This window comes from Variovorax sp. 10N412 (assembly GCF_056394985.1).
Window position 1 is genome coordinate 22809 of sequence record NZ_JBFTIO010000008.1, and the last position, 18084, is coordinate 40892.

The following is an 18084-nucleotide window of genomic DNA, read 5'->3' on the forward strand; positions in this document are numbered from 1 at the left end:
ACCTTATGCCCGGGCCAGCGGGCGTCAAGTCGGACGCCGCCTCTGTCTTCTGTCTCGTGCCCGCACCTCAGGCAGCGGCAGACGTGCCGAACCGCTTCACCAGGCGTCGAGCACGTCGTGCGCAATGCCGAAGCCGGTGCTCGCGCCGCTGCCGCTGGTGACCAGCACCACGCGCGTGGCGTCGTTTGGCGCGTCGATCACGCAGGGCGTGGTCTTCGACGACGGGTACACGCCGGTCCAGCGCTCGGTGACCTGCGCGGCCTCCAGGTTCAGCGTGCTGCGAAGGTGACGCAGGATGAGCTGGTCGACCGCCTCCATCGCGAAGGGCTCGGGCGCATCGGCGTAGTGGTGCGAGTCGCCCACCACCAGCGAGCCGTCGGCGCTCTGCACCACGATGAGGTGGATGCCGTGCGCCAGCGAGGCCGCTTCTTCCTGTTGCAGCCGTGCGCGCAGCGCGGCGGCCTCGGGCAGCGTGCTGTAGCCCTCGTAGCGCACCAGGCTCAGGTCCATCATCACGGAGCCGGGCAAATGAAAGCCGGGCTCGGGCTGCACGCGCAGCATCTGCAGGCGGCACAGCGTGAGGTCGTGCGCGGCGATGCGCTCTGCAAACAGGCCGTGCAGGTCGGTGTTGGTGCACACCACCACGCGCTCGGCGTGCAGCGTGCCGCGCGAGGTGCGCACGCGCGGTGTTTCGACTTCGTGCACCGCTTCGCCGAAGCGGAAGGTCACGCCGTGCGCCTCGGCCAGCCATTTCGCGAGCCGGCCGATGGCGGTGCGCGATTCCACGCGCAGCTCGTGCGGGCTGAACAGCACCGACTGCGCATCGGCCAGGCTCAACGCCGGCGCCTTGGCCTGCGCATCGGCGGCGTCGAGCAGCTCGCAGCCCTCGCCCATCGGCGTGCGCATGAAGGCCTCGAGCACCTCGTGCGCCTCGGGGCGGTAGGCGGCGAGCCAGAGGTTGCGGTGCACGATGTCGATGCCCGCATACGGCGCGATCTGCTGCCACACCTCGCGCGCATGCATCGCACGGCGCCAGGTGTCGCCCGGTGCCTGGCCGGTGACGGTGATGAAGCCGAAGTTGCGGATCGACGCGCCCACGCAGGCCGCGTCGCGCTCGACCACGCACACCTTCAGGCCGCGCTGCGCGGCGGTGTAGGCGTGGGCCAGGCCGACGATGCCGGCGCCGACCACGATCAGGTCGAAATGGTCCGAATGAAGAGCCAGGGTCGCGGGCATCACCGATGTCTCCATGCCTGGGTGCGCTTGAGCACCCCGTGCCCCGCGAGCGCGAACAAGCCCCGGCCGAGCGCGGCCGTGAGCATGATCAGCGAGGCCATGGCGGCGGCGGGCGCGACGTCGCCCGCGTCGTCCATGTTGAGCACGGCAATGGCGGCCAGCGAGGTCTGCGGCGAATAGAGGAACACGACGGCCGACACGGTCGTCATCGCGTTGACGAAGAAGTAGCCGCCCACGCCGAGCACGGTGGGCAGCGCCACCGGCAGGTGCACGCGCCACAGGGTGCGCCAGAAGGGCACGCCCATCGACTCGGACACCAGCTCGTACTCGCGGTCGAGCTGGCGCAGCGCGGTGAGCGAGGTGAGGTGCGCCACCGAGAAGAAGTGCGCCACGGTGCACACCACGAGGATGGTCATGCTGCCGTAGATGCCGCGCAGCGGGTTCGACGGCGAGATGAAGAAGAAGATGTAGCCCACGCCCAGCACCAGCCCGGGCACGGCCAGCGGCAGGTTGGCCAGCAGGTTGAGCAGTTCGCGCAGCAGCCCGAAGTGGCGCGGCTTCTCGACCAGGTAGGCAGAGACGAAGGTGGCGAGCGCACCCGCCACGGCCGCGCACACGGCCAGTCGCAGCGAGTTGAAGTAGCTGCCCCAGCCGCCGCCGTCCATGTTGCTGAAGTCGTAGTTCTTCACCGACGGCGCGAGGTTGTAGGGCCAGTAGGTGGCCAGCGAGGCGAACACGGCCATGCCGATCATCACGAGGATGGCGCACGCGGTGAGCACGCAGAACGCGAGCAGCGCGCGGTCGCGCGACTTCACCGGTTCGGGCTGGTACGGCGTGGCGCGTGCCGACAGCGCCGCGGCCTGCTTGCCGCGCACGCGGCGCTCGACCAGGAAGGACAGCACCGCGGGAATGAGCAGCACCAGGCCGACCACGGCGCCCATCTGGAAGTTCTGTTGCCCGACCACCTGCTTGTAGATGTCGGTCGCGAGCACGCCGGTCTGGCCGCCCACCACCTTGGGCACGCCGAAGTCGGTGATGACCAGCACGAAGACCACCATCGCGGCCACGATCAGGCCGTAGCGCGACGACGGCAGCGTCACGGTACGGAAGATGCGCCAGCGCGAGGCGCCGAGGGTCTGCGCGGCTTCGTACAGCCGGCCGTCGGAGGTGGCCATGGCCGTGGTGAGGATCAGCAGCGCATGCGGCAGCGTCCAGAACACCGAGCCCAGCACGATGCCCAGCGGCCCGTAGATCGACACCTCGCCCAGCAGCCCCTTGAACAGGCCCTGGTTGCCGAACAGATACACGAGGCTGATGGCCGGCAGGAGCGAAGGCGCGAGCAGCGGCACCAGCGCCACCGCGCGCAGAAGGCCCTTGGCCGGCATGCACGACAGCGTGAGCCCGTAGGCGTACACGTAGGCGATGCCGGTGCAGATGACGGCGCTGACGGCGGCGAGCCCCAGGCTGTTGAACGCCGACTGCACGAGCGCCGGGTTGTCGAGGTAGCGCGCAAAGTTGGCGAGGCCCACGAAGGCGCCCGCACGGTCGAAGAAGCTCTGGCCGACCAGCGCACCTACGGGCAACGCGACGATCACGACCAGCACAAGCACCATCAGCAGCACGGCGGCACCGGTCAGCCATCGCTCGCGGTCGAACGCGCCCTTGCGCGCCATGCGCGCCGTCGCCACCGGCAGGACGGCAACGGCGTCGGGAGAACTGCTCATGCTCAATGCGCCAGCACCGACAGCGCGTTCAACGGCAACTGGATATGCACCATGCTGCTGGGCACCAGAGGCTCACCGCCGCCACCGCGCGCATCGGCGGGCAGCTCGGCTTCTATCTCTATGCCCAGCGGCTCGCACGCCAGACGGGCCGAGGTGCGGTTGCCGAAGAACTCGGTGTCGAGCAGACGCGCCGCGAAGCTGTTGGCGCCGAGTTCGGTGCCGAAGCGCTTCACCACCACGTGTTCGGGGCGAATGCCCACGGTGGCCTGCGAGCCGACGCTCAAGTTGCCCGGCGCGCAGAACAGCTCGCTGTCGCGCACCCGCACCTTGCCGTCGGCCAGCACGGTGGCGGGCAGCATGTTCATGCGGCCGACGAAGCCGGCCGCGAAACGGGTGCGCGGCTGGCGGTACAACTCGTCGGGGGTGCCCGCCTGCTCGATGCGGCCGTTGTGCATCAGCACCACGCGGTCGGCCATCGACAGCGCTTCTTCCTGGTCGTGCGTGACCATGATGGTGACGATGCCCAGGCGCTTTTGCAGCGCGCGGATTTCGCTGCGCAGGCTGGCGCGCACCTGCGCGTCGAGCGCGGAGAGCGGCTCGTCGAGCAGCAGCAGGCGCGGGTTGGGGGCCAATGCACGCGCCAGGGCGACACGCTGCTGCTGGCCGCCCGAGAGCTGCACGGGGTACTTGTCGGCATGCGCGGTGAGGCCGACCAGGTCGAGCATCTCGCGCGAACGCTTGGCCATCTCGCGGGCCAGTGCGCCCGTGGGATGCAGGCCGTAGGCGATGTTCTGCGCGGCCGTGAGGTTGGGAAACAGCGCGTACGACTGGAACACCACGCCAAAGCCGCGCGCCGCCGGGGGCAGGCCCGCGATGTCCTGGCCGCCCAGCAATATCTGGCCGCTGTCGGCGCGCTCGATGCCGCACACGATGCGCAGCAGCGTGGTCTTGCCGCAGCCCGAGGGACCGAGCAGGCACACGAACTCGCCAGGCTCGATGTCCAGGTCGATGCCGTCGAGCACGCGTGTGGCGCCAAAGGACTTGCCGATGCCGCGAAGGGAGAGAAAGCTGCTGCTCGTCATGACCAGGTACCGCTTCGTTTCGAGAGGATCAGAGCGGCTTCTTCTCGGACTTCGACTCGTAGCGCTTGGACCACTCCGTCAGGATGCGGTCGCGGTTGGCGGCGGCCCAGGTGAAGTCGTTCTTGGCGAGCAGCTTCTCCACGTCGCCCGGCACGAACTCCAGCTTTTCCTGGATGCCCGGCAGCGCGAGCACGGCGAAGTTCTTCGCGTACAGCTCGTTGGCCTGCTTCGTCACGGCCCAGTCGGCCAGCGCCTTGGCGGCGTCCTGCTTCTTGCTGGTCTTGATGATGCCGGTGGCTTCCATGTCCCAGCCCAGGCCTTCCTTGGGCAGCACGATGTCGATGGGCGCGCCGTCGCGCTTGGTCTTGTTGGCGCGGTATTCGAACGACATCCCGAGCGCGAACTCGCCCGCGCCGGCCTGGCGGCAGGGCTTGCTGCCCGACTGGCTGTAGATGCCGATGTTCTGGTGCAGCGCGTCCATGTACTTCCACGCCTTGTCCTCGCCCATCATCTGGATCCAGCCCGACACCATGAGGTAGCCCGTGCCCGAGGCGGCCGGGTTGGGCATGGTGATCTGGCCCTTGTAGACCGGGTTGGTCAGGTCGGCCCAGCTGGTGGGCTTGGGCAGGTTCTTCTTGGTGGCTTCGGCGGTGTTGAAGCAGATGGCCGACGACCACACGTCCATGCCGACCCACTTGGGCGGGTTGGCCGGGTCACGCATGGTGGGCTTGATGGCGTCCAGGCCCTTGGGCGCGTAGGGCTGGAGCATGCCTTCCTTGTCGAGCAGCATCAGCGAGGTGGCGGCCAGGCCCCACACCACGTCGGCCTGCGGGTTGGCCTTTTCGGCCAGCAGCTTGGCGGTGACGATGCCGGTGGAGTCGCGCACGAACTTCAGCTCGATGGCCGGGTTCTCCTTTTCGAAGGCGGCCTTGTAGGCCTGCACCTGGTCGGCTTCGAGCGCGGTGTAGACCAGCAGCTCGGTGCGGCCCTGGGCGGATGCGGCGAAGGCCATCGAAAGCAGGGCGGCCGGCACGACGGACCAGCGGAGTTGACGATGCAGCATGGGGGGATCCTTGGGAGAAAGTGGAGAGAAGAGAGGACGCGGTGCGGGGCACACGGACAGGCAGGCGAAAGTACGAAAGTCGTCCGGTGCGGCGAATGCGGGCGATGCTGGCAGCGGCATGTGACAGGGATTTGTCAGATGCCCCAAAAAAACCCAAATGCCCAAAAAAGCGCCCGCGGTCGGCGGCACCGTCATCCGCGTGTCACTGCCTGGCGGCAAAGTCCGGGTTCCATTGCCCGTGTTTTCGCTTCGCCCGCTCCGTTCATTTTCATGACCCTCGACCTCGCCGAGATCGCCCGCCTGTTCGCCGAACGCGGCGGGGTTGCCTACGCGGGTGAACCGGTGTCGCAGCTGGAGCACGCGCTGCAATGCGCCTGGCTGGCCGAGCAGGCCGGCGCGAGCGACGCGCTGGTGACGGCCGCGCTGCTGCACGACCTGGGCCACTTGCTGATCGCCGAGCACCAGACGCTGTCGCGCTCGCCCACCGAACTGGGCATCGACGACCGGCACCAGTACATCGCCCTGCCCCTGCTGCGCGGCGCCTTCGACGCCGAGGTGCGCGAGCCGATCCGGCTGCACGTGGATGCCAAGCGCTACCTGTGCGCCACGCGGGCCGGCTACTTCTCGAAGCTCTCGCCCGACTCGGTGCGCAGCCTGGCGTTGCAAGGCGGCGTGATGGACGGCGAGGCGGCGCAGCGCTTTGCCGCGCTCGAAGGGGCCGGCGACGCCGTGCGGCTGCGGCTGTGGGACGAAGAGGCGAAGGTGCAAGGGCTGCAAACGCCGTCGCTGGGGCACTTCCTGGCGACCGCGGCCAGGGTGATGCGGCGCTGATCGAAGTCTTTTTGGTGCCTGGGCCGCATTTCAGGCCGGTTTAAGAAACATTTGTCTACTATGGTTTCCTCACGATGAACGGCGCGCGAGCGCCTGCGAGGAAACCTGCATGTCTCTCTCCGTCACGGCGCGTGCCGCCACGTTCGCCCAGGTCCTGAGGCGCGTCTTCGCGCTGTCGGCGCCATATTTCAAGTCGGAGGAAAAGTGGCGCGCCCGCGCCATGCTGCTGACCATCGTCGCGCTCAACCTGTTCTATGTGTACGTGGCCGTGCTGGGCAACGAGTGGTACGGGCGCTTCTACGACGCGCTGCAGAACAAGAACGCGGTGGTCTTCTGGCACGAGGTGGGCGTGTTCGGCTGGATCGCCTTCGCCAACATCGCGGTGCAGGTGCTCAAGTTCTACGTGACTCAGCTGCTGCAACTGCGCTGGCGCTCCTGGATGACGCGCAGCTACCTGTCGCGCTGGATGGCCGACCGCACCTTCTATCACCTGGAGCTGGCGCGCTACGCCGGCAAAAACGGCCAGACGCCGGACAACCCCGACCAGCGCATCCAGGAAGACATGCAGATCTTCACCAGTTCCACGATGACGCTGTCGATGGGCCTGCTGAACGCCGTGGTCACGCTCATGAGCTTCATCGGCCTGCTCTGGGGGCTGTCGGGTAATTTTTCGTTCACGTTCAGCGGCACCACCTACCAGGTGGTAGGCGCGATGGTCTGGGTGGCGCTGGGTTATTCCATCATCGGCACCGTCATCACGCACTTCATCGGACGCCCGCTGATCGGGCTGAACTTCAGGCAACAGCGCTACGAAGCCGACTTCCGGCACCACCTGGTGCGTGTGCGCGAGTACAGCGAAGCCATCGCGCTGGACAAGGGCGAGACGGTCGAGCGCGGCCAGCTCGACCTGCGCTTCGGCGACGTGCTGCGCAACTACCTGCAGTTGATCAAGCAGCAGAAGAACCTGGTCACCTTCACCTCGTTCTTCGGGCAGGCGGCAGTGATCTTTCCGTTCCTGGTGGCGGGGCAGCAGTACTTCGGCGGGGCCTTCCAGCTCGGCCACCTGATGCAGATCGGCTCGGCCTTCGGCAAGGTGCAGGAGTCGCTGAGCTGGTTCGTCGACAACTACGACAGCGTGGCCGTGTGGCGCGCCACCACCGACCGCCTGACCAGTTTCGACGACGGCATGCGCGCCCACGCCGAGCGCGACGACGGCGTGCAGCGCACCCCCGCGGCCGTGCTGCGCACCGACGACCTTGCGGTCGCGCTGCCCGACGGCGCGCCGCTGCTCGCCGGCGCCGCGCTGTCGGTCAAGCCCGGGGACAGCGTGTTGCTGCAGGGCCCGTCCGGCAGCGGCAAGTCGACGCTGTTCCGCTCGTTCGCCGGCATCTGGCCGTTCTCCAAGGGCCACATGCAGGTGCCGGACGACGCCGTCTTCATGCCGCAGCGCCCCTACGTGCCCGACGGCAAGCTGCGCGACGCGCTGACCTACCCCAACCCGGCCGCGGACTTCAGCGACGACCAGTTGCGCCAGGCGCTGACCGACGCCCTGCTGCCCGACCTGGCCGCCCGCCTGGACGACAGCGACGCCTGGAGCCAGAAGCTCTCGGGCGGCGAGCAGCAGCGCCTGGCCATCGCGCGCGTGCTGCTGAAGAAGCCGGCATGGCTGTTCGCCGACGAGATCACCAGCGCGCTGGACGCGCACGCCGAGGGCGTGCTCTACAAGCGGCTCTCGGACACCGTGCAGGCCGCCGGGGGCGCCATGGTGTCGATCGCGCACCGTGCGGCGGTAGGCGACTTTCACAACCAGCGATGGACGCTGGAGCCGCAGGCCGAAGGATCGACGGGCGCGCGCTACCGGCTGAACACGGCAGCTGTTCAGCCCGCAGCGGCCTGACCGGAATATCGCTCCCAGCCCTTCTTGCGCAGGTCGCAGGCGGGGCACTCCCCGCAGCCGTAGCCCCAGGCCTGGCGGTGTTCGCGGTCGCCGAGGTAGCAGGTGTGGGTTTCTTCGACGATGAGGTCCACCAGCGGCTCGCCGCCCAGGCGGTGGGCCATGGCCCACGTCTCGGCCTTGTCGATCCACATGAGCGGCGTCTCGATGACCAGGCGGCGCTCCAGCCCGAGCGACAGCGCGAGCTGCATCGCCTTCATGGTGTCGTCCCGGCAGTCGGGGTAGCCCGAGAAGTCGGTTTCGCAGACGCCGGTGACGATCACCTGCAGCCCGCGCCGGTAGGCCAGCGCGCCGGCCAGCGTGAGGAACAGCAGGTTGCGCCCGGGCACGAAGGTGTTGGGCAGGCCGTCGGCCTGCATGGCGAACGCCACTTCCTCGGTGAGGGACGAGCCGCCCAGCTGCGCCAGCGCGGCGAGCGTGAGCACATGGTCTTCGCCCAGGCGGGGCGCCCAGTCGGGAAAGCGCTCGCGCACCTGCGCGAGGATGGTGCCGCGCACGTCGAGCTCGACGCGGTGGCGCTGCCCGTAGTCGAAGCCAAGGGTTTCGACGCGCTGGTACCTGGAAAGCGCATCGGCCAGGCAGGTGGTGGAGTCCTGGCCGCCGGAGAACAGGACGAGGGCGGTGGTGTGCAGGGGCATATCCGTCGACGGCGGGCCGTCGTAGTCCAAAGCCGCAATTTTCGCAGGCCAGGTCGCGCGCACGGATACGATCCCGCGAATGAACACTAAACACCTGGTTGCATGGGCGGTCACCTTCGTGGTGCTGCTGGTCATCGACATGATCTGGCTCGGCGTCGTCGCCAAGAGCATGTACCAGGAGGCCATGGGCGACCTGATGTCGCCGAACCCGCGGCTGGCCTTCGCGGCGGCGTTCTACCTGATCTATCCCATCGGCTTGCTGATCTTCGCGATCCTGCCGGGCGCCGAGGCGCAGAGCGTGACCCGGGCGGCGGTGCTTGGCGGCCTGTTCGGCCTGTTCTGCTACGCCACCTACGACCTGACCAACCTGGCCGTCATTCGCAACTGGCCGCTGGCGCTGTCTTTCATCGACATCGCGTGGGGCACGCTGGTGAGCGGTGTGGCGGCCGCGGCGGGCGCGGCCGCGCTGAGGTGGTACGCGACGCGTTGACCGGCTCTCGCTCGACCTCACGCTCACCAGAGAAAACGCGCTGACTTTTTCAGCGCAGGTGACCCGTCACTCCCGGGTCATCCGAGGTCTTTAGATTGCAGCTCCAGAAACGGTGCGCAGCAGGCGCGCCGCTCGAACACCATCCGAGGGAGTTGCATGACTCGACGCTTCCATGCCCCAGCGCTGCTGCTGGGCGTTTCCTTGCTGCTGTCCGCCTGCGGCGGCAGCAACAACACCAGCCACGTGCTGCCGCTCACTCCGCCCCCGGCCACGCCGCCCGTGGCGGCGCAGGCGCAGAGGAACGTGCTGTTCTTCCTGGGCGACGGCATGGGCATCACCACCATGACCGCGGCGCGCATCTACAAGGTCGGCGAAGACGGCGACCTCACGATGGACACGCTGCCCGAGACCGCCTTCGTCCACACCTATTCGAACGACGCCCAGGTGACCGACAGCGCGCCCTCGATGTCGGCCTACATGACCGGCGTGAAGATGAACAACGAAGTCATCTCCATGAGCGCGGACACCAAGGCCACCGACGCGGCGGGCAAGGCCTACCACGTCAACTTCGACAGCACCTGCCCCTCGGGCAACGGCCAGGCCGTGGAAACGCTGCTGGAACAGAGCAAGGCCAGGGGCTATGCCACCGGCGTGGTGACCACCACGCGCATCACGCATGCCACGCCCGCCGCCACCTACTCGCATGTGTGCCACCGCGACGCCGAGAACACCATCGCCGCGGCGCTGGTGCCGGGCGGCGCGGGCTACAACGGCAAGCTGGGCGACGGCGTGGACGTGTTCTTCGGCGGCGGCACCGACTACTTCACCAGCAAGGAAGCCGGCGGCAAGCGCAACGACAAGCGCGACCTGATCGCCGAGCTGAAGGCCGCGAAGTACAGCTACGCCGCCAGCAAGAGCGACTTCGACAAGCTGCCCGTCGACGGCAGCACCAAAATCGCCGGCCTGTTCACCAAGAGCCACATGGCCTACGACCTGGACCGCGACGCCGCCAAGGAGCCGAGCCTGGCCGAGATGACCGGCAAGGCCATCGACGCGCTGGCCGCGCGCAAGAAGGGCTTCTTCCTGATGGTGGAAGGCGGGCGCATCGACCATGCGCTGCACGCCACCAACGCACGCCGCGCGCTGCAGGACACCGGCGCCTTCGACGACGCGATCAAGCTCGCGCTCGACAGGATGCAGGCCATCGACCCGGGCCTGAAGAACACGCTGGTGGTGGTCACGGCCGACCACGACCATACGCTGCAGCTCAACGGCTACGCCGCGCGCACCGGCAAGACCGAAGCCGGCAAGCCGGGCGTGCTCGGCCTGGTGAAGGACTACGTCGACACCAGCAAGACCAGCAAGGACGTCGACGGCAACCCGTACACCATCATCGGCTTCGGCAACGGCCCGGTGCGCCTGGCCACGCGCGGCGCCATCGACGCCACCGCGCTGGAAAGCAAGGACTACAGGCAGGAAGCCGTGGTGCCGATGGACGGCGCGAGCGACTCCGAGACCCACGGCGGTGCCGACGTGTTCCTGGGCGCGCAGGGCCTGGGCGCGGACAACTTCTCGGGGGTCATCACCAACACCGACGTGTTCGGGCTGATCAAGAAGGCGGTCGGCCTGTGAGGGGCCGCGAGCACCCACGGACGAACACCCACATGCCCAAGACCATGAACCGCACCATTCGCACCACCCGCCTGGCCGCCGCCCTGCTTTGCGGCGCCGCAGGCATGCTGGCCGGCAACGCGCACGCCGCCGGCGAAGCCAGGAACGTCATCTTCTTCCTCGGAGACGGCATGGGCCCCGTCACCGTCACCGCAGCGCGCATCTACAAGGGGGAGAAGCAGCTGGCCGCCAGGCCCGGCTCGCTGGTGAGCCCGGAGCGCGCCAACCTCGTGATGCAGTCGCTGCCCTACGCGGCGCGCGTGAAGACCTTCTCGCTGGACGGCCAGACCACCGACAGCGCGCCTTCCATGGCGGCCTACATGACCGGCGTGAAGATGCGCAACGAGGTGATCTCGATGTCGAGCGACACCGTCGCCGTCGACAGCACCGGCAAGCAGTACATCAATGGCGAGAACACCACCTGCCCGCCGACCAACGGCAAGGCCGCCGACACGCTGCTGGAGCTCGCCAAGGCCAAGGGCCGCGCGGTGGGCGCGGTGTCGACCACGCGCGTGGGCCACGCCACGCCGGCCACCACCTACGCGCACATCTGCAACCGCAACGGCTACAACACCATTGCCGAGCAGAGCGTGCCGGGCCATGCCAACTACAACCCCAAGCTGCTCGACGGCATCGACGTGCTGCTGGGCGGCGGCCAGCGCAACTACCTGACGACGGCGGGCACCAAGCGCACCGACGGCGTCGACCTGGTGGCCGCGATGACCGCCAAGGGCTACACCTACGTGGACAACGGCACCAGGCTCAAGGCCGTCGATGCGGCCGCCACGGGCAAGCTGCTGGGCCTGTTCTCGCCGAGCGAGATGGCCTACGAGCTGGACCGCGTGAAGCAGAACCTCGACCAGCCCAGCCTGTCTGACATGACCGAGAAGGCGCTCGGCGTGTTGAGCAGGAACGACAAGGGCTTCTTCCTGATGGTGGAGGGCGGGCGCATCGACCATGCGCTGCACGGCACCAACGCCAAGCGCGCGCTGGAAGACACGCTGGCCTTCGACGCGGCCATCCAGACGGCGCTGGACTACATGAACAAGAAAGACCCGGGCCTGAAGAACACGCTGGTGGTGGTCACGGCCGACCACGACCACGCGATCGCCTTCAACGGGTATCCGAAGATCGGCAACCCGATCCTGGGCCTGGTCAACGGCTACGCCGACGGCAAGCCCTCGAAGGCGGCGGACGGCAAGCCGTACACCACGCTGGTGTTCGGCAACGGCGGCCGGCCCAGCGCGACCGCAGGCAGCGACGTCAACGCGGAAGACGGCGGCAAGAAGTGGATCGCCCCGGCACGCGCGGCGAGCCGCGACGACCAGAGCGTGATGGACACCACGGACGACAACTTCCTGCAGGAAGTCGGCATCAACCTCGGCTCGCCCGGCGCGGAAACGCACGGCGGGGGCGACGTGATGCTGTTCGCCGGCGGCGCGGGCTCGAAGATCTTCAAGGGCACCATGGAGAACATCAAGGTGTTCAACAAGGTGAAGGAAGCGGCCGGCCTGTGAACGCCGCCCCGACCCTCAAGGCGCTGCTGGGCGCCACGGCCTTCGCGGCCTTTTCGACGGCGGCGGGCGCGGCGGGCGACGCCGCGGCGCCCGCCCAGAACCTGCGCATCAGCCACCACGTGATGTCGATCGGCAAGGACGGCGTGCAGCGCGAGAGCCGCTACGCCGACCTGATGTTCCGCCGCGCCGGCACGGTGTGGATCGAGCGCGAACTGCCGCCGGTGCTGCGCGCCGACCACGACCACGAGGCGCGCGAAGGCAAGGTGCACATCGGCCACTCGCACGTCGACACCACGGCAGCGCCGCTGTGGCTGCGCCGCGATGCGGCCGGCAAGGTGCAGGTGGGCATGGTGCTGCGCGAGCAGCGCAAGGTGATCGAGGTCGACCAGGCCAACTACGGCAACGTGGGCTACGGCGGCTCGTGGGCCAACGCCTACTGGCTGGTCGACCCGGCGAGCCTGCCGCGCATGAAGGCGCTGGGCGCCGGCGGCAAGGGCGTGCAGCGCTACGAGTTGCCGCAGGGCGAAAGCACGCTGCGCATCGACTGGGACGTGGCGGGCCGCTACGCCCGCAGGATCGAGCAGCGCAACGCCAACGGCACCGCGGTCAACACCATGACCGCCGCGGCCATCGCGGCACCGAAGACACTGCCCTGGCAGACCGCCGAGGTCTACGAGCGCGGCGAGTACTCGGACCTGCTGGACTGAAGCTCTAGAGGAAGCGCTCGAGCAGCTTGCGCGACGCGCGGTCCAGTTCCTTCACGTCGGGAATCCTGAACTGCACGCCGTGCGCGCTGGCGATGAGCAGCGCGCCGCCTTCGAGCCGGCGAATGTCTTCCTCGGCCTTGAGCACGAAGGCGGTGTCGCCGCGGTCGGTGCTCACGGTCCAGGTGCTGGGCACGCCGAAGCTGGACACGCGGTGCAGCCGCAGCAGCGTGGGCGCGAAGTCGCGCACGGCGAGTTCTTCTTGCAGCAGTGCCCTGGCGTTGGCCGGCAACTGCGCGACGTCGTCGATCCAGGCCAGCTCGCGCCCCTCGCCGCCGACCAGCGACACGCCGTGGCCGGGCGCGCTCAGCGGAAAGGCGCGCACCGGCGTGATGCCCACATGCCGCTCGCCCTGGGCGTCGGTCAGCACGAGGCGGCCGAAGGCGTCGCGCTCGAGTTCGAAAGAGGGTTGGGTGTCTGTATTCATGCGTTCCCCGCCGGATGGGCTGCATGCGTCACGGCCAACGATGCCTGCGCGCCCGCGCGCTCGTCGACCGCGCCTTCGCTCGCATCGTCGTCGCCCTGGCGCAGCTGCGCCTGGTACAGGCGCCAGTAGGCGCCCTGCTTGGCCATCAGCTCGTCATGCGGCCCGACCTCGACCACCTCGCCGCGGTCCATGACCACGAGGCGGTCGGCCTTGCGCAGCGTCGAGAGGCGGTGCGCAATGGCGATGGTGGTGCGGCCCTGCACGAGGTTGTCCAGCGCCTTCTGGATTTCCTTCTCGGTCTCGGTGTCCACCGCCGAGGTGGCTTCGTCGAGGATCAGGATGCGCGGGTCGATCAGGAGCGCGCGCGCAATGCTGATGCGCTGGCGCTCGCCGCCCGACAGGCCCTGCCCGCGCTCGCCCACCAGCGAGTCGTAGCCGTGCGGCAGCCGCAGGATGAAGTCGTGTGCATGGGCCGCGCGGGCCGCGGCCACCACCTCTTCGCGCGTGGCGTCGGGCTTGCCGTAGGCGATGTTCTGCGCGATGGTGCCGAAGAACAGGAACGGCTCCTGCAGCACCAGCCCCACGTGGCGCCGGTAGTCGGCCACGGCGAAGCGGCGGATGTCGGTGCCGTCGACCTTGATGGCGCCGTCGGTCACGTCGTAGAAGCGGCAAATGAGGTTGACCAGCGTGCTCTTGCCCGAGCCGCTGTGGCCCACCAAGCCGATCATTTCGCCGGGCTCGATCACCAGGTCGAGGTCGTGGATGACGGCGCGCGAGCCGTAGCGAAAGCCCAGCCCGCTCATCTCGATGCGGCCCTGCACGCGCTCGACCTTCACCGGATTTGCAGGCTCGGGCACGTTGCTCACATGGTCGAGGATGTCGAAGATGCGCTTGGCGCCCGCGGCCGCCTTCTGCGTGACCGAGACGATGCGGCTCATGGAGTCGAGCCGCGTGTAGAAACGCCCGATGTAGGCGATGAACGCGGTGAGCACACCCACCGTGATGCTGCCGCGCGCCACCTGCCAGATGCCGAAGGCCCACACCACCAGCAGGCCGATTTCGGTCAGCAGCGACACGGTCGGCGTGAACAGCGACCAGGTGCGGTTGAGCTTGTCGTTCACCTGCAGGTTGTAGACGTTGGCCACGCGGAAGCGCTCGGCTTCACGGCGCTCCTGCGCAAAGGCCTTGACCACGCGAATGCCCGGAATGGTGTCGGCCAGCACGTTGGTCACCTCCGACCAGACGCGGTCGATCTTCTCGAAGCCGGTGCGCAGGCGGTCGCGCACCACGTGGATCATCCAGGCGATGAAGGGCAGCGGCACCAGCGTGACCACGGCCAGCAGCGGGTTGATGGAGAACAGGATGATCGCGGTCATCACGATCATCAGCACGTCATTGGCGAAATCGAGCGCGTGCAGCGACAGGAAGACGTTGATGCGGTCGGTTTCCGAGCCGATGCGCGACATCAGGTCGCCGGTGCGCTTGCCGCCGAAGTAGTCCAGCGGCAGGGTCAGCAGGTGCTCGTAGGTGGTGGTGCGCAGGTCGGCGCCGATGCGCTCGGACACCAGCGCCAGCAGGTAGGTGCGCGCCCAGCCCAGCCCCCAGCCGACCAGCGCCGCGATCAGCAGGCCGCCCAGGTACAGGCCCACGCGCATGGTGTCGATCTTCTGCCCGTTCTGGAACGGAATCAGGATGTCGTCCATCAGCGGAATGGTCAGGTACGGCGGGACCAGCGTGGCGGCGGTGGAAATGAGGGTCAGAACGAACCCCAGGATCAGCTGCTTGCGGTACGGCCCGGCAAAACGGCCCAGGCGCAGCAGCACCCAGGTCGAGGGCGGGGCCTGGATTTCGGTGTCGATCGCGGCGTCGTCGCCGTCGGCCGGGTCGACGGCCCGAGGCATTTCCTTGGCGGCACCCTGAGTTCGCTGTCCGAACAACTTGAGCAGCCGCAGCGCCGCGGCCTGGCTGCCCAGCGTGTAGCGCCAGCGGCCCAGACGGCCCGCGGGCCCCGTCAAATCAAGGGTTCCGACGCCGGAATGGTCTGAAAGACGCATTTCGAGCGCCGATTCAGTTAGCGACCACTCACGCCATTCGCCACCCGGTTCGCATGCAATCAGCCTCCGGTCAGTGAGGGCGACTAGGCCGCTGGCGAAGCGAAGTTGGTCGTCGAGGTCAACCGTCAGTGTTACCAGAACGTTTTCCGCGACTGCGAGACGGTTTTTCAGCGCCGCTGAAGCCGCCTCTGTTTCGCCCTCCCGGGTGCCGACTGGATCGTGATGTTGCATTGTGTTTCTTTGACTCTTGCCCGTCGCGGGCCGCATGGACCGCTTCATGGCGCCCTTGGTCGGGCGCCGATTCTGACCGATCACCATGGGCGCGCTTGAAGGCGCCGCGGTGCTCGGCCAAAGCACATCGAACGTTTGCATGACCCGTTTCGACGACATCCAATTGCTGCGCATCAACTATTTGCGCGGTCCCAATCTCTGGACTTACCGTCCGGTGCTCGAAGTCTGGCTCGATCTGGGCTCGCTCGAGGACTTCCCCTCCAACAAGATCGACGGCTTCACCGACCGCCTGACCGGGCTGCTGCCGGCGCTCATCGAGCACCACTGCGGCGTCGGCGAGCGCGGCGGCTTCATCCAGCGCCTGACCGAGGGCACCTGGTCGGGCCACGTGCTGGAGCACGTCGTCATCGAGCTGCTGAACCTGGCCGGCATGCCCACGGGCTTCGGGCAAACCCGCAGCACCTCGGAGCACGGCGTCTACCGCATGGTGTTCCGGGCGCGTGACGAGCAGGTCGCCCGCGTGGCGCTGGCCCAGGGCCACCGCCTGCTGATGGCCGCCATCAACAACGACCCGTTCAGCGCCGCCGACGTGCAGAAGGCGGTCGACGCGGTCAAGGCCAAGGTCGAAGACTGCTACCTCGGCCCGAGCACGGCGGCCATCGTGTCCGCCGCCACCGACCGGGGCATTCCGCACATGCGCCTGAACAGCGGCAACCTGGTGCAGCTGGGCTACGGCGCCAACCAGCAGCGCATCTGGACCGCCGAGACCGACTACACCAGCGCCATCGGCGAATCGATCGCCAGCGACAAGGAGCTGACCAAGTCCCTGCTGGCGAGCTGCGGCGTGCCGGTGCCCGAAGGCCAGGTCGTCAACAGCGCCGAGGAAGCCTGGGAAGCCGCCGAAGACATCGGCCTGCCGGTGGTCGTGAAGCCGTCGGACGCCAACCACGGCCGCGGCGTCTCGCTGGAACTGACGACGCGCGAAGAAGTCATGGCCGCCTTCGCGGTGGCCGAGCCCGAAGGCAGCGACGTGATGGTCGAGCGCTTCATCCGCGGCCACGAACACCGCCTGCTGGTGGTGGGCGGCGAAGTGGTGGCGGCCGCGCGCGGCGAGATCATCACCGTGACCGGCGACGGCCAGGCCAGCGTGCGCGAGCTGATCGACAAGCAGCTCAACAGCGACCCGCGCCGCGGCGCCGAGGAAGAGTTTCCGCTCGACGTGATCGTGCTGGACACCGACGCCAAGCTGCAGCTGGAGCTCAAGCGCCAGGAGCTGGACGGCAACGCCGTGCCGGCCGCCGGCCGCGTGGTGACCATCCAGCGCAACGGCAACATGGCCAACGACTGCACCGACCAGGTCCACCCCGAAGTCGCGCATGCCGCCGTGCTGGCCGCGCGCGTGGTGGGCCTCGACATCGCCGGCATCGACCTGGTGGCGCAGGACATTTCCAAGCCGCTGGGCCCGCAGCGCGGCGCCATCGTCGAAGTCAACGCCGGCCCCGGCCTCCTGATGCACCTGAAGCCGGCCGTCGGTTCGCCGCGCCCGGTGGGCCGCGCCATCTGCGACCACCTGTTCCCCAACGACGCGCCCGGGCGCATTCCCGTGATCGGCGTGGCCGGCTCGCGCAACACCGCGGTGCTGGCACGCCTGGTCGCCTGGCTCGTCAACCTGGGCGGGCGCCACACCGGCCTGGCCTGCCGCGACGGCCTGTTCCTGGAACGCCGCCGCGTCGACGCACGCGACAGCGCCAACTGGGACGCCGGCCACCGCCTGCTGGTGAACCGTGCCGTGCAGGCCGTGGTGATCGAGAACGGCGCCGAGACCATCCTGCGCGACGGCCTGTCGTACGACCGCTGCGAAGTCGGCATCGTCACCGACCTCGACGGCTTCGAAGCCCTCACCGACTACGACATCACCGAGAGCGACCAGCTGGTGAAGGTGCTGCGCACGCAGGTCGACGTGGTGCTGTCCGAAGGCACCGCCGTGCTGAACGCGGCCGACGCGCGCGTGGCCGGCCTGGCGCCGCTGTGCGACGGCGCCGTCATCCTGTATTCGGCCGAACCGCAGGCCGCCGCGCTCACCGCGCACCAGACCGCCGGCGGCAAGGCCGTGCTGGTGCGCCAGGACCGCGTGGTGCTGGCCAACGGCAGCAGCGAATCGTTCCTGCCCGGCCTGGGCCGGCTGACCGTGTGGCGCGCCACCCATGCCGGCGTGAGCCTCGAAAGCCTGCTGGCCGCCGTGGCCGCGGCCTGGGCCCTGGGCATTCCGCTGAACCTGATCGGCGCCGGCGTGGAGGCCTTCGAGGCCGACCTGCAGGCCGCGCTGGCCTCGCTCCAGCTGTCGCAGACCCAGCCCCTCCAACCTCAATTCATCTGACGCGTTCGCGCGCCGGAAACGCAAG

14 protein-coding genes are annotated in these 18084 nt (G+C 68.5%); 7 read left to right on the plus strand and 7 right to left on the minus strand.

Annotated features, from left to right (window positions below; all coding sequences use genetic code 11):
• Nucleotides 1-96: 96 nt before the first annotated feature.
• Genes AC1DJH_RS19555 through AC1DJH_RS19570 form a run of 4 tightly spaced genes read right to left on the minus strand, consistent with a single transcriptional unit; the run spans nucleotide 97 to nucleotide 5105 of the window.
• Nucleotides 97-1236 (minus strand): TIGR03364 family FAD-dependent oxidoreductase, encoded by a 1140-nt coding sequence (locus AC1DJH_RS19555; RefSeq protein ID WP_478186831.1) that lies wholly within the window; start codon nucleotides 1234-1236, stop codon nucleotides 97-99.
• Nucleotides 1236-2960 carry a putative 2-aminoethylphosphonate ABC transporter permease subunit gene (locus tag AC1DJH_RS19560; protein ID WP_478186832.1) on the minus strand — a complete coding sequence of 575 codons (1725 nt, stop codon included), beginning with the start codon at nucleotides 2958-2960 and terminating at the stop codon, nucleotides 1236-1238. Before AC1DJH_RS19560 ends, AC1DJH_RS19555 begins: the two co-directional genes overlap by 1 nt.
• Before the next feature lie 2 nt (nucleotides 2961-2962).
• A complete protein-coding gene (locus AC1DJH_RS19565; RefSeq protein ID WP_472117383.1) occupies nucleotides 2963-4042 on the minus strand; it encodes an ABC transporter ATP-binding protein in 1080 nt (359 codons plus the stop codon).
• Nucleotides 4043-4070: 28 nt separating this feature from the next.
• Nucleotides 4071-5105, minus strand: coding sequence for a putative 2-aminoethylphosphonate ABC transporter substrate-binding protein (locus AC1DJH_RS19570; protein ID WP_478186833.1), 1035 nt, complete (start codon nucleotides 5103-5105; stop codon nucleotides 4071-4073).
• A gap of 270 nt (nucleotides 5106-5375) precedes the next feature.
• Here AC1DJH_RS19570 and AC1DJH_RS19575 point away from each other — a divergent pair, with 270 nt between their 5' ends.
• Nucleotides 5376-5936, plus strand: a complete 561-nt coding sequence (locus AC1DJH_RS19575; protein ID WP_478186834.1) for a phosphonate degradation HD-domain oxygenase — start codon at nucleotides 5376-5378, stop codon at nucleotides 5934-5936.
• 109 nt (nucleotides 5937-6045) lie between these two features.
• The gene (locus tag AC1DJH_RS19580) at nucleotides 6046-7833 is read left to right on the plus strand and encodes an ABC transporter ATP-binding protein/permease (RefSeq protein WP_478186835.1); all 1788 of its coding nucleotides are present in this window, start codon (nucleotides 6046-6048) and stop codon (nucleotides 7831-7833) included.
• On the opposite strand, the gene queC is transcribed toward AC1DJH_RS19580, so the two are convergent.
• Nucleotides 7815-8528 (minus strand): 7-cyano-7-deazaguanine synthase QueC, encoded by a 714-nt coding sequence (queC, locus tag AC1DJH_RS19585; protein ID WP_478186836.1) that lies wholly within the window; start codon nucleotides 8526-8528, stop codon nucleotides 7815-7817. The genes AC1DJH_RS19580 and queC overlap by 19 nt on opposite strands.
• Before the next feature lie 79 nt (nucleotides 8529-8607).
• Here queC and AC1DJH_RS19590 point away from each other — a divergent pair, with 79 nt between their 5' ends.
• The 4 genes from AC1DJH_RS19590 to AC1DJH_RS19605 all read left to right on the plus strand — a co-directional run bounded on the left by AC1DJH_RS19590 (nucleotide 8608) and on the right by AC1DJH_RS19605 (nucleotide 12913).
• Entirely contained in the window at nucleotides 8608-9018 is a 411-nt protein-coding gene (locus AC1DJH_RS19590; protein ID WP_472117399.1) for a DUF2177 family protein, read from the plus strand.
• A 156-nt stretch (nucleotides 9019-9174) separates the two neighbouring features.
• A complete protein-coding gene (locus tag AC1DJH_RS19595) occupies nucleotides 9175-10650 on the plus strand; it encodes an alkaline phosphatase (protein WP_478186837.1) in 1476 nt (491 codons plus the stop codon).
• 32 nt (nucleotides 10651-10682) lie between these two features.
• Nucleotides 10683-12206 carry an alkaline phosphatase gene (locus tag AC1DJH_RS19600; protein ID WP_478186838.1) on the plus strand — a complete coding sequence of 508 codons (1524 nt, stop codon included), beginning with the start codon at nucleotides 10683-10685 and terminating at the stop codon, nucleotides 12204-12206.
• Nucleotides 12203-12913, plus strand: a complete 711-nt coding sequence (locus tag AC1DJH_RS19605; RefSeq protein ID WP_478186839.1) for a hypothetical protein — start codon at nucleotides 12203-12205, stop codon at nucleotides 12911-12913. The genes AC1DJH_RS19600 and AC1DJH_RS19605 overlap by 4 nt, the downstream gene beginning before the upstream one ends.
• A gap of 4 nt (nucleotides 12914-12917) precedes the next feature.
• Here the strand turns inward: AC1DJH_RS19605 and AC1DJH_RS19610 are convergent, their stop codons facing one another.
• Entirely contained in the window at nucleotides 12918-13397 is a 480-nt protein-coding gene (locus AC1DJH_RS19610) for a cyanophycin metabolism-associated DUF1854 family protein (protein WP_478186840.1), read from the minus strand.
• Nucleotides 13394-15682, minus strand: a complete 2289-nt coding sequence (locus tag AC1DJH_RS19615) for a cyanophycin metabolism-associated ABC transporter (RefSeq protein WP_478186994.1) — start codon at nucleotides 15680-15682, stop codon at nucleotides 13394-13396. Before AC1DJH_RS19615 ends, AC1DJH_RS19610 begins: the two co-directional genes overlap by 4 nt.
• Before the next feature lie 139 nt (nucleotides 15683-15821).
• Here AC1DJH_RS19615 and AC1DJH_RS19620 point away from each other — a divergent pair, with 139 nt between their 5' ends.
• Nucleotides 15822-18059 (plus strand): cyanophycin synthetase, encoded by a 2238-nt coding sequence (locus tag AC1DJH_RS19620; protein ID WP_478186841.1) that lies wholly within the window; start codon nucleotides 15822-15824, stop codon nucleotides 18057-18059.
• Nucleotides 18060-18084: the final 25 nt, after the last annotated feature.

Coding starts and splice junctions, on each gene's coding strand:
- AC1DJH_RS19615 (WP_478186994.1), bottom strand. CDS start 15,682: ATGCAACATCACGATCCAGTCGGCACCCGGGAGGGCGAAACAGAGGCG.
- AC1DJH_RS19555 (WP_478186831.1), bottom strand. CDS start 1,236: ATGCCCGCGACCCTGGCTCTTCATTCGGACCATTTCGACCTGATCGTG.
- AC1DJH_RS19590 (WP_472117399.1), top strand. CDS start 8,608: ATGAACACTAAACACCTGGTTGCATGGGCGGTCACCTTCGTGGTGCTG.
- AC1DJH_RS19595 (WP_478186837.1), top strand. CDS start 9,175: ATGACTCGACGCTTCCATGCCCCAGCGCTGCTGCTGGGCGTTTCCTTG.
- AC1DJH_RS19565 (WP_472117383.1), bottom strand. CDS start 4,042: ATGACGAGCAGCAGCTTTCTCTCCCTTCGCGGCATCGGCAAGTCCTTT.
- AC1DJH_RS19570 (WP_478186833.1), bottom strand. CDS start 5,105: ATGCTGCATCGTCAACTCCGCTGGTCCGTCGTGCCGGCCGCCCTGCTT.
- queC (WP_478186836.1), bottom strand. CDS start 8,528: ATGCCCCTGCACACCACCGCCCTCGTCCTGTTCTCCGGCGGCCAGGAC.
- AC1DJH_RS19620 (WP_478186841.1), top strand. CDS start 15,822: ATGACCCGTTTCGACGACATCCAATTGCTGCGCATCAACTATTTGCGC.
- AC1DJH_RS19560 (WP_478186832.1), bottom strand. CDS start 2,960: ATGAGCAGTTCTCCCGACGCCGTTGCCGTCCTGCCGGTGGCGACGGCG.
- AC1DJH_RS19610 (WP_478186840.1), bottom strand. CDS start 13,397: ATGAATACAGACACCCAACCCTCTTTCGAACTCGAGCGCGACGCCTTC.
- AC1DJH_RS19600 (WP_478186838.1), top strand. CDS start 10,683: ATGCCCAAGACCATGAACCGCACCATTCGCACCACCCGCCTGGCCGCC.
- AC1DJH_RS19575 (WP_478186834.1), top strand. CDS start 5,376: ATGACCCTCGACCTCGCCGAGATCGCCCGCCTGTTCGCCGAACGCGGC.
- AC1DJH_RS19580 (WP_478186835.1), top strand. CDS start 6,046: ATGTCTCTCTCCGTCACGGCGCGTGCCGCCACGTTCGCCCAGGTCCTG.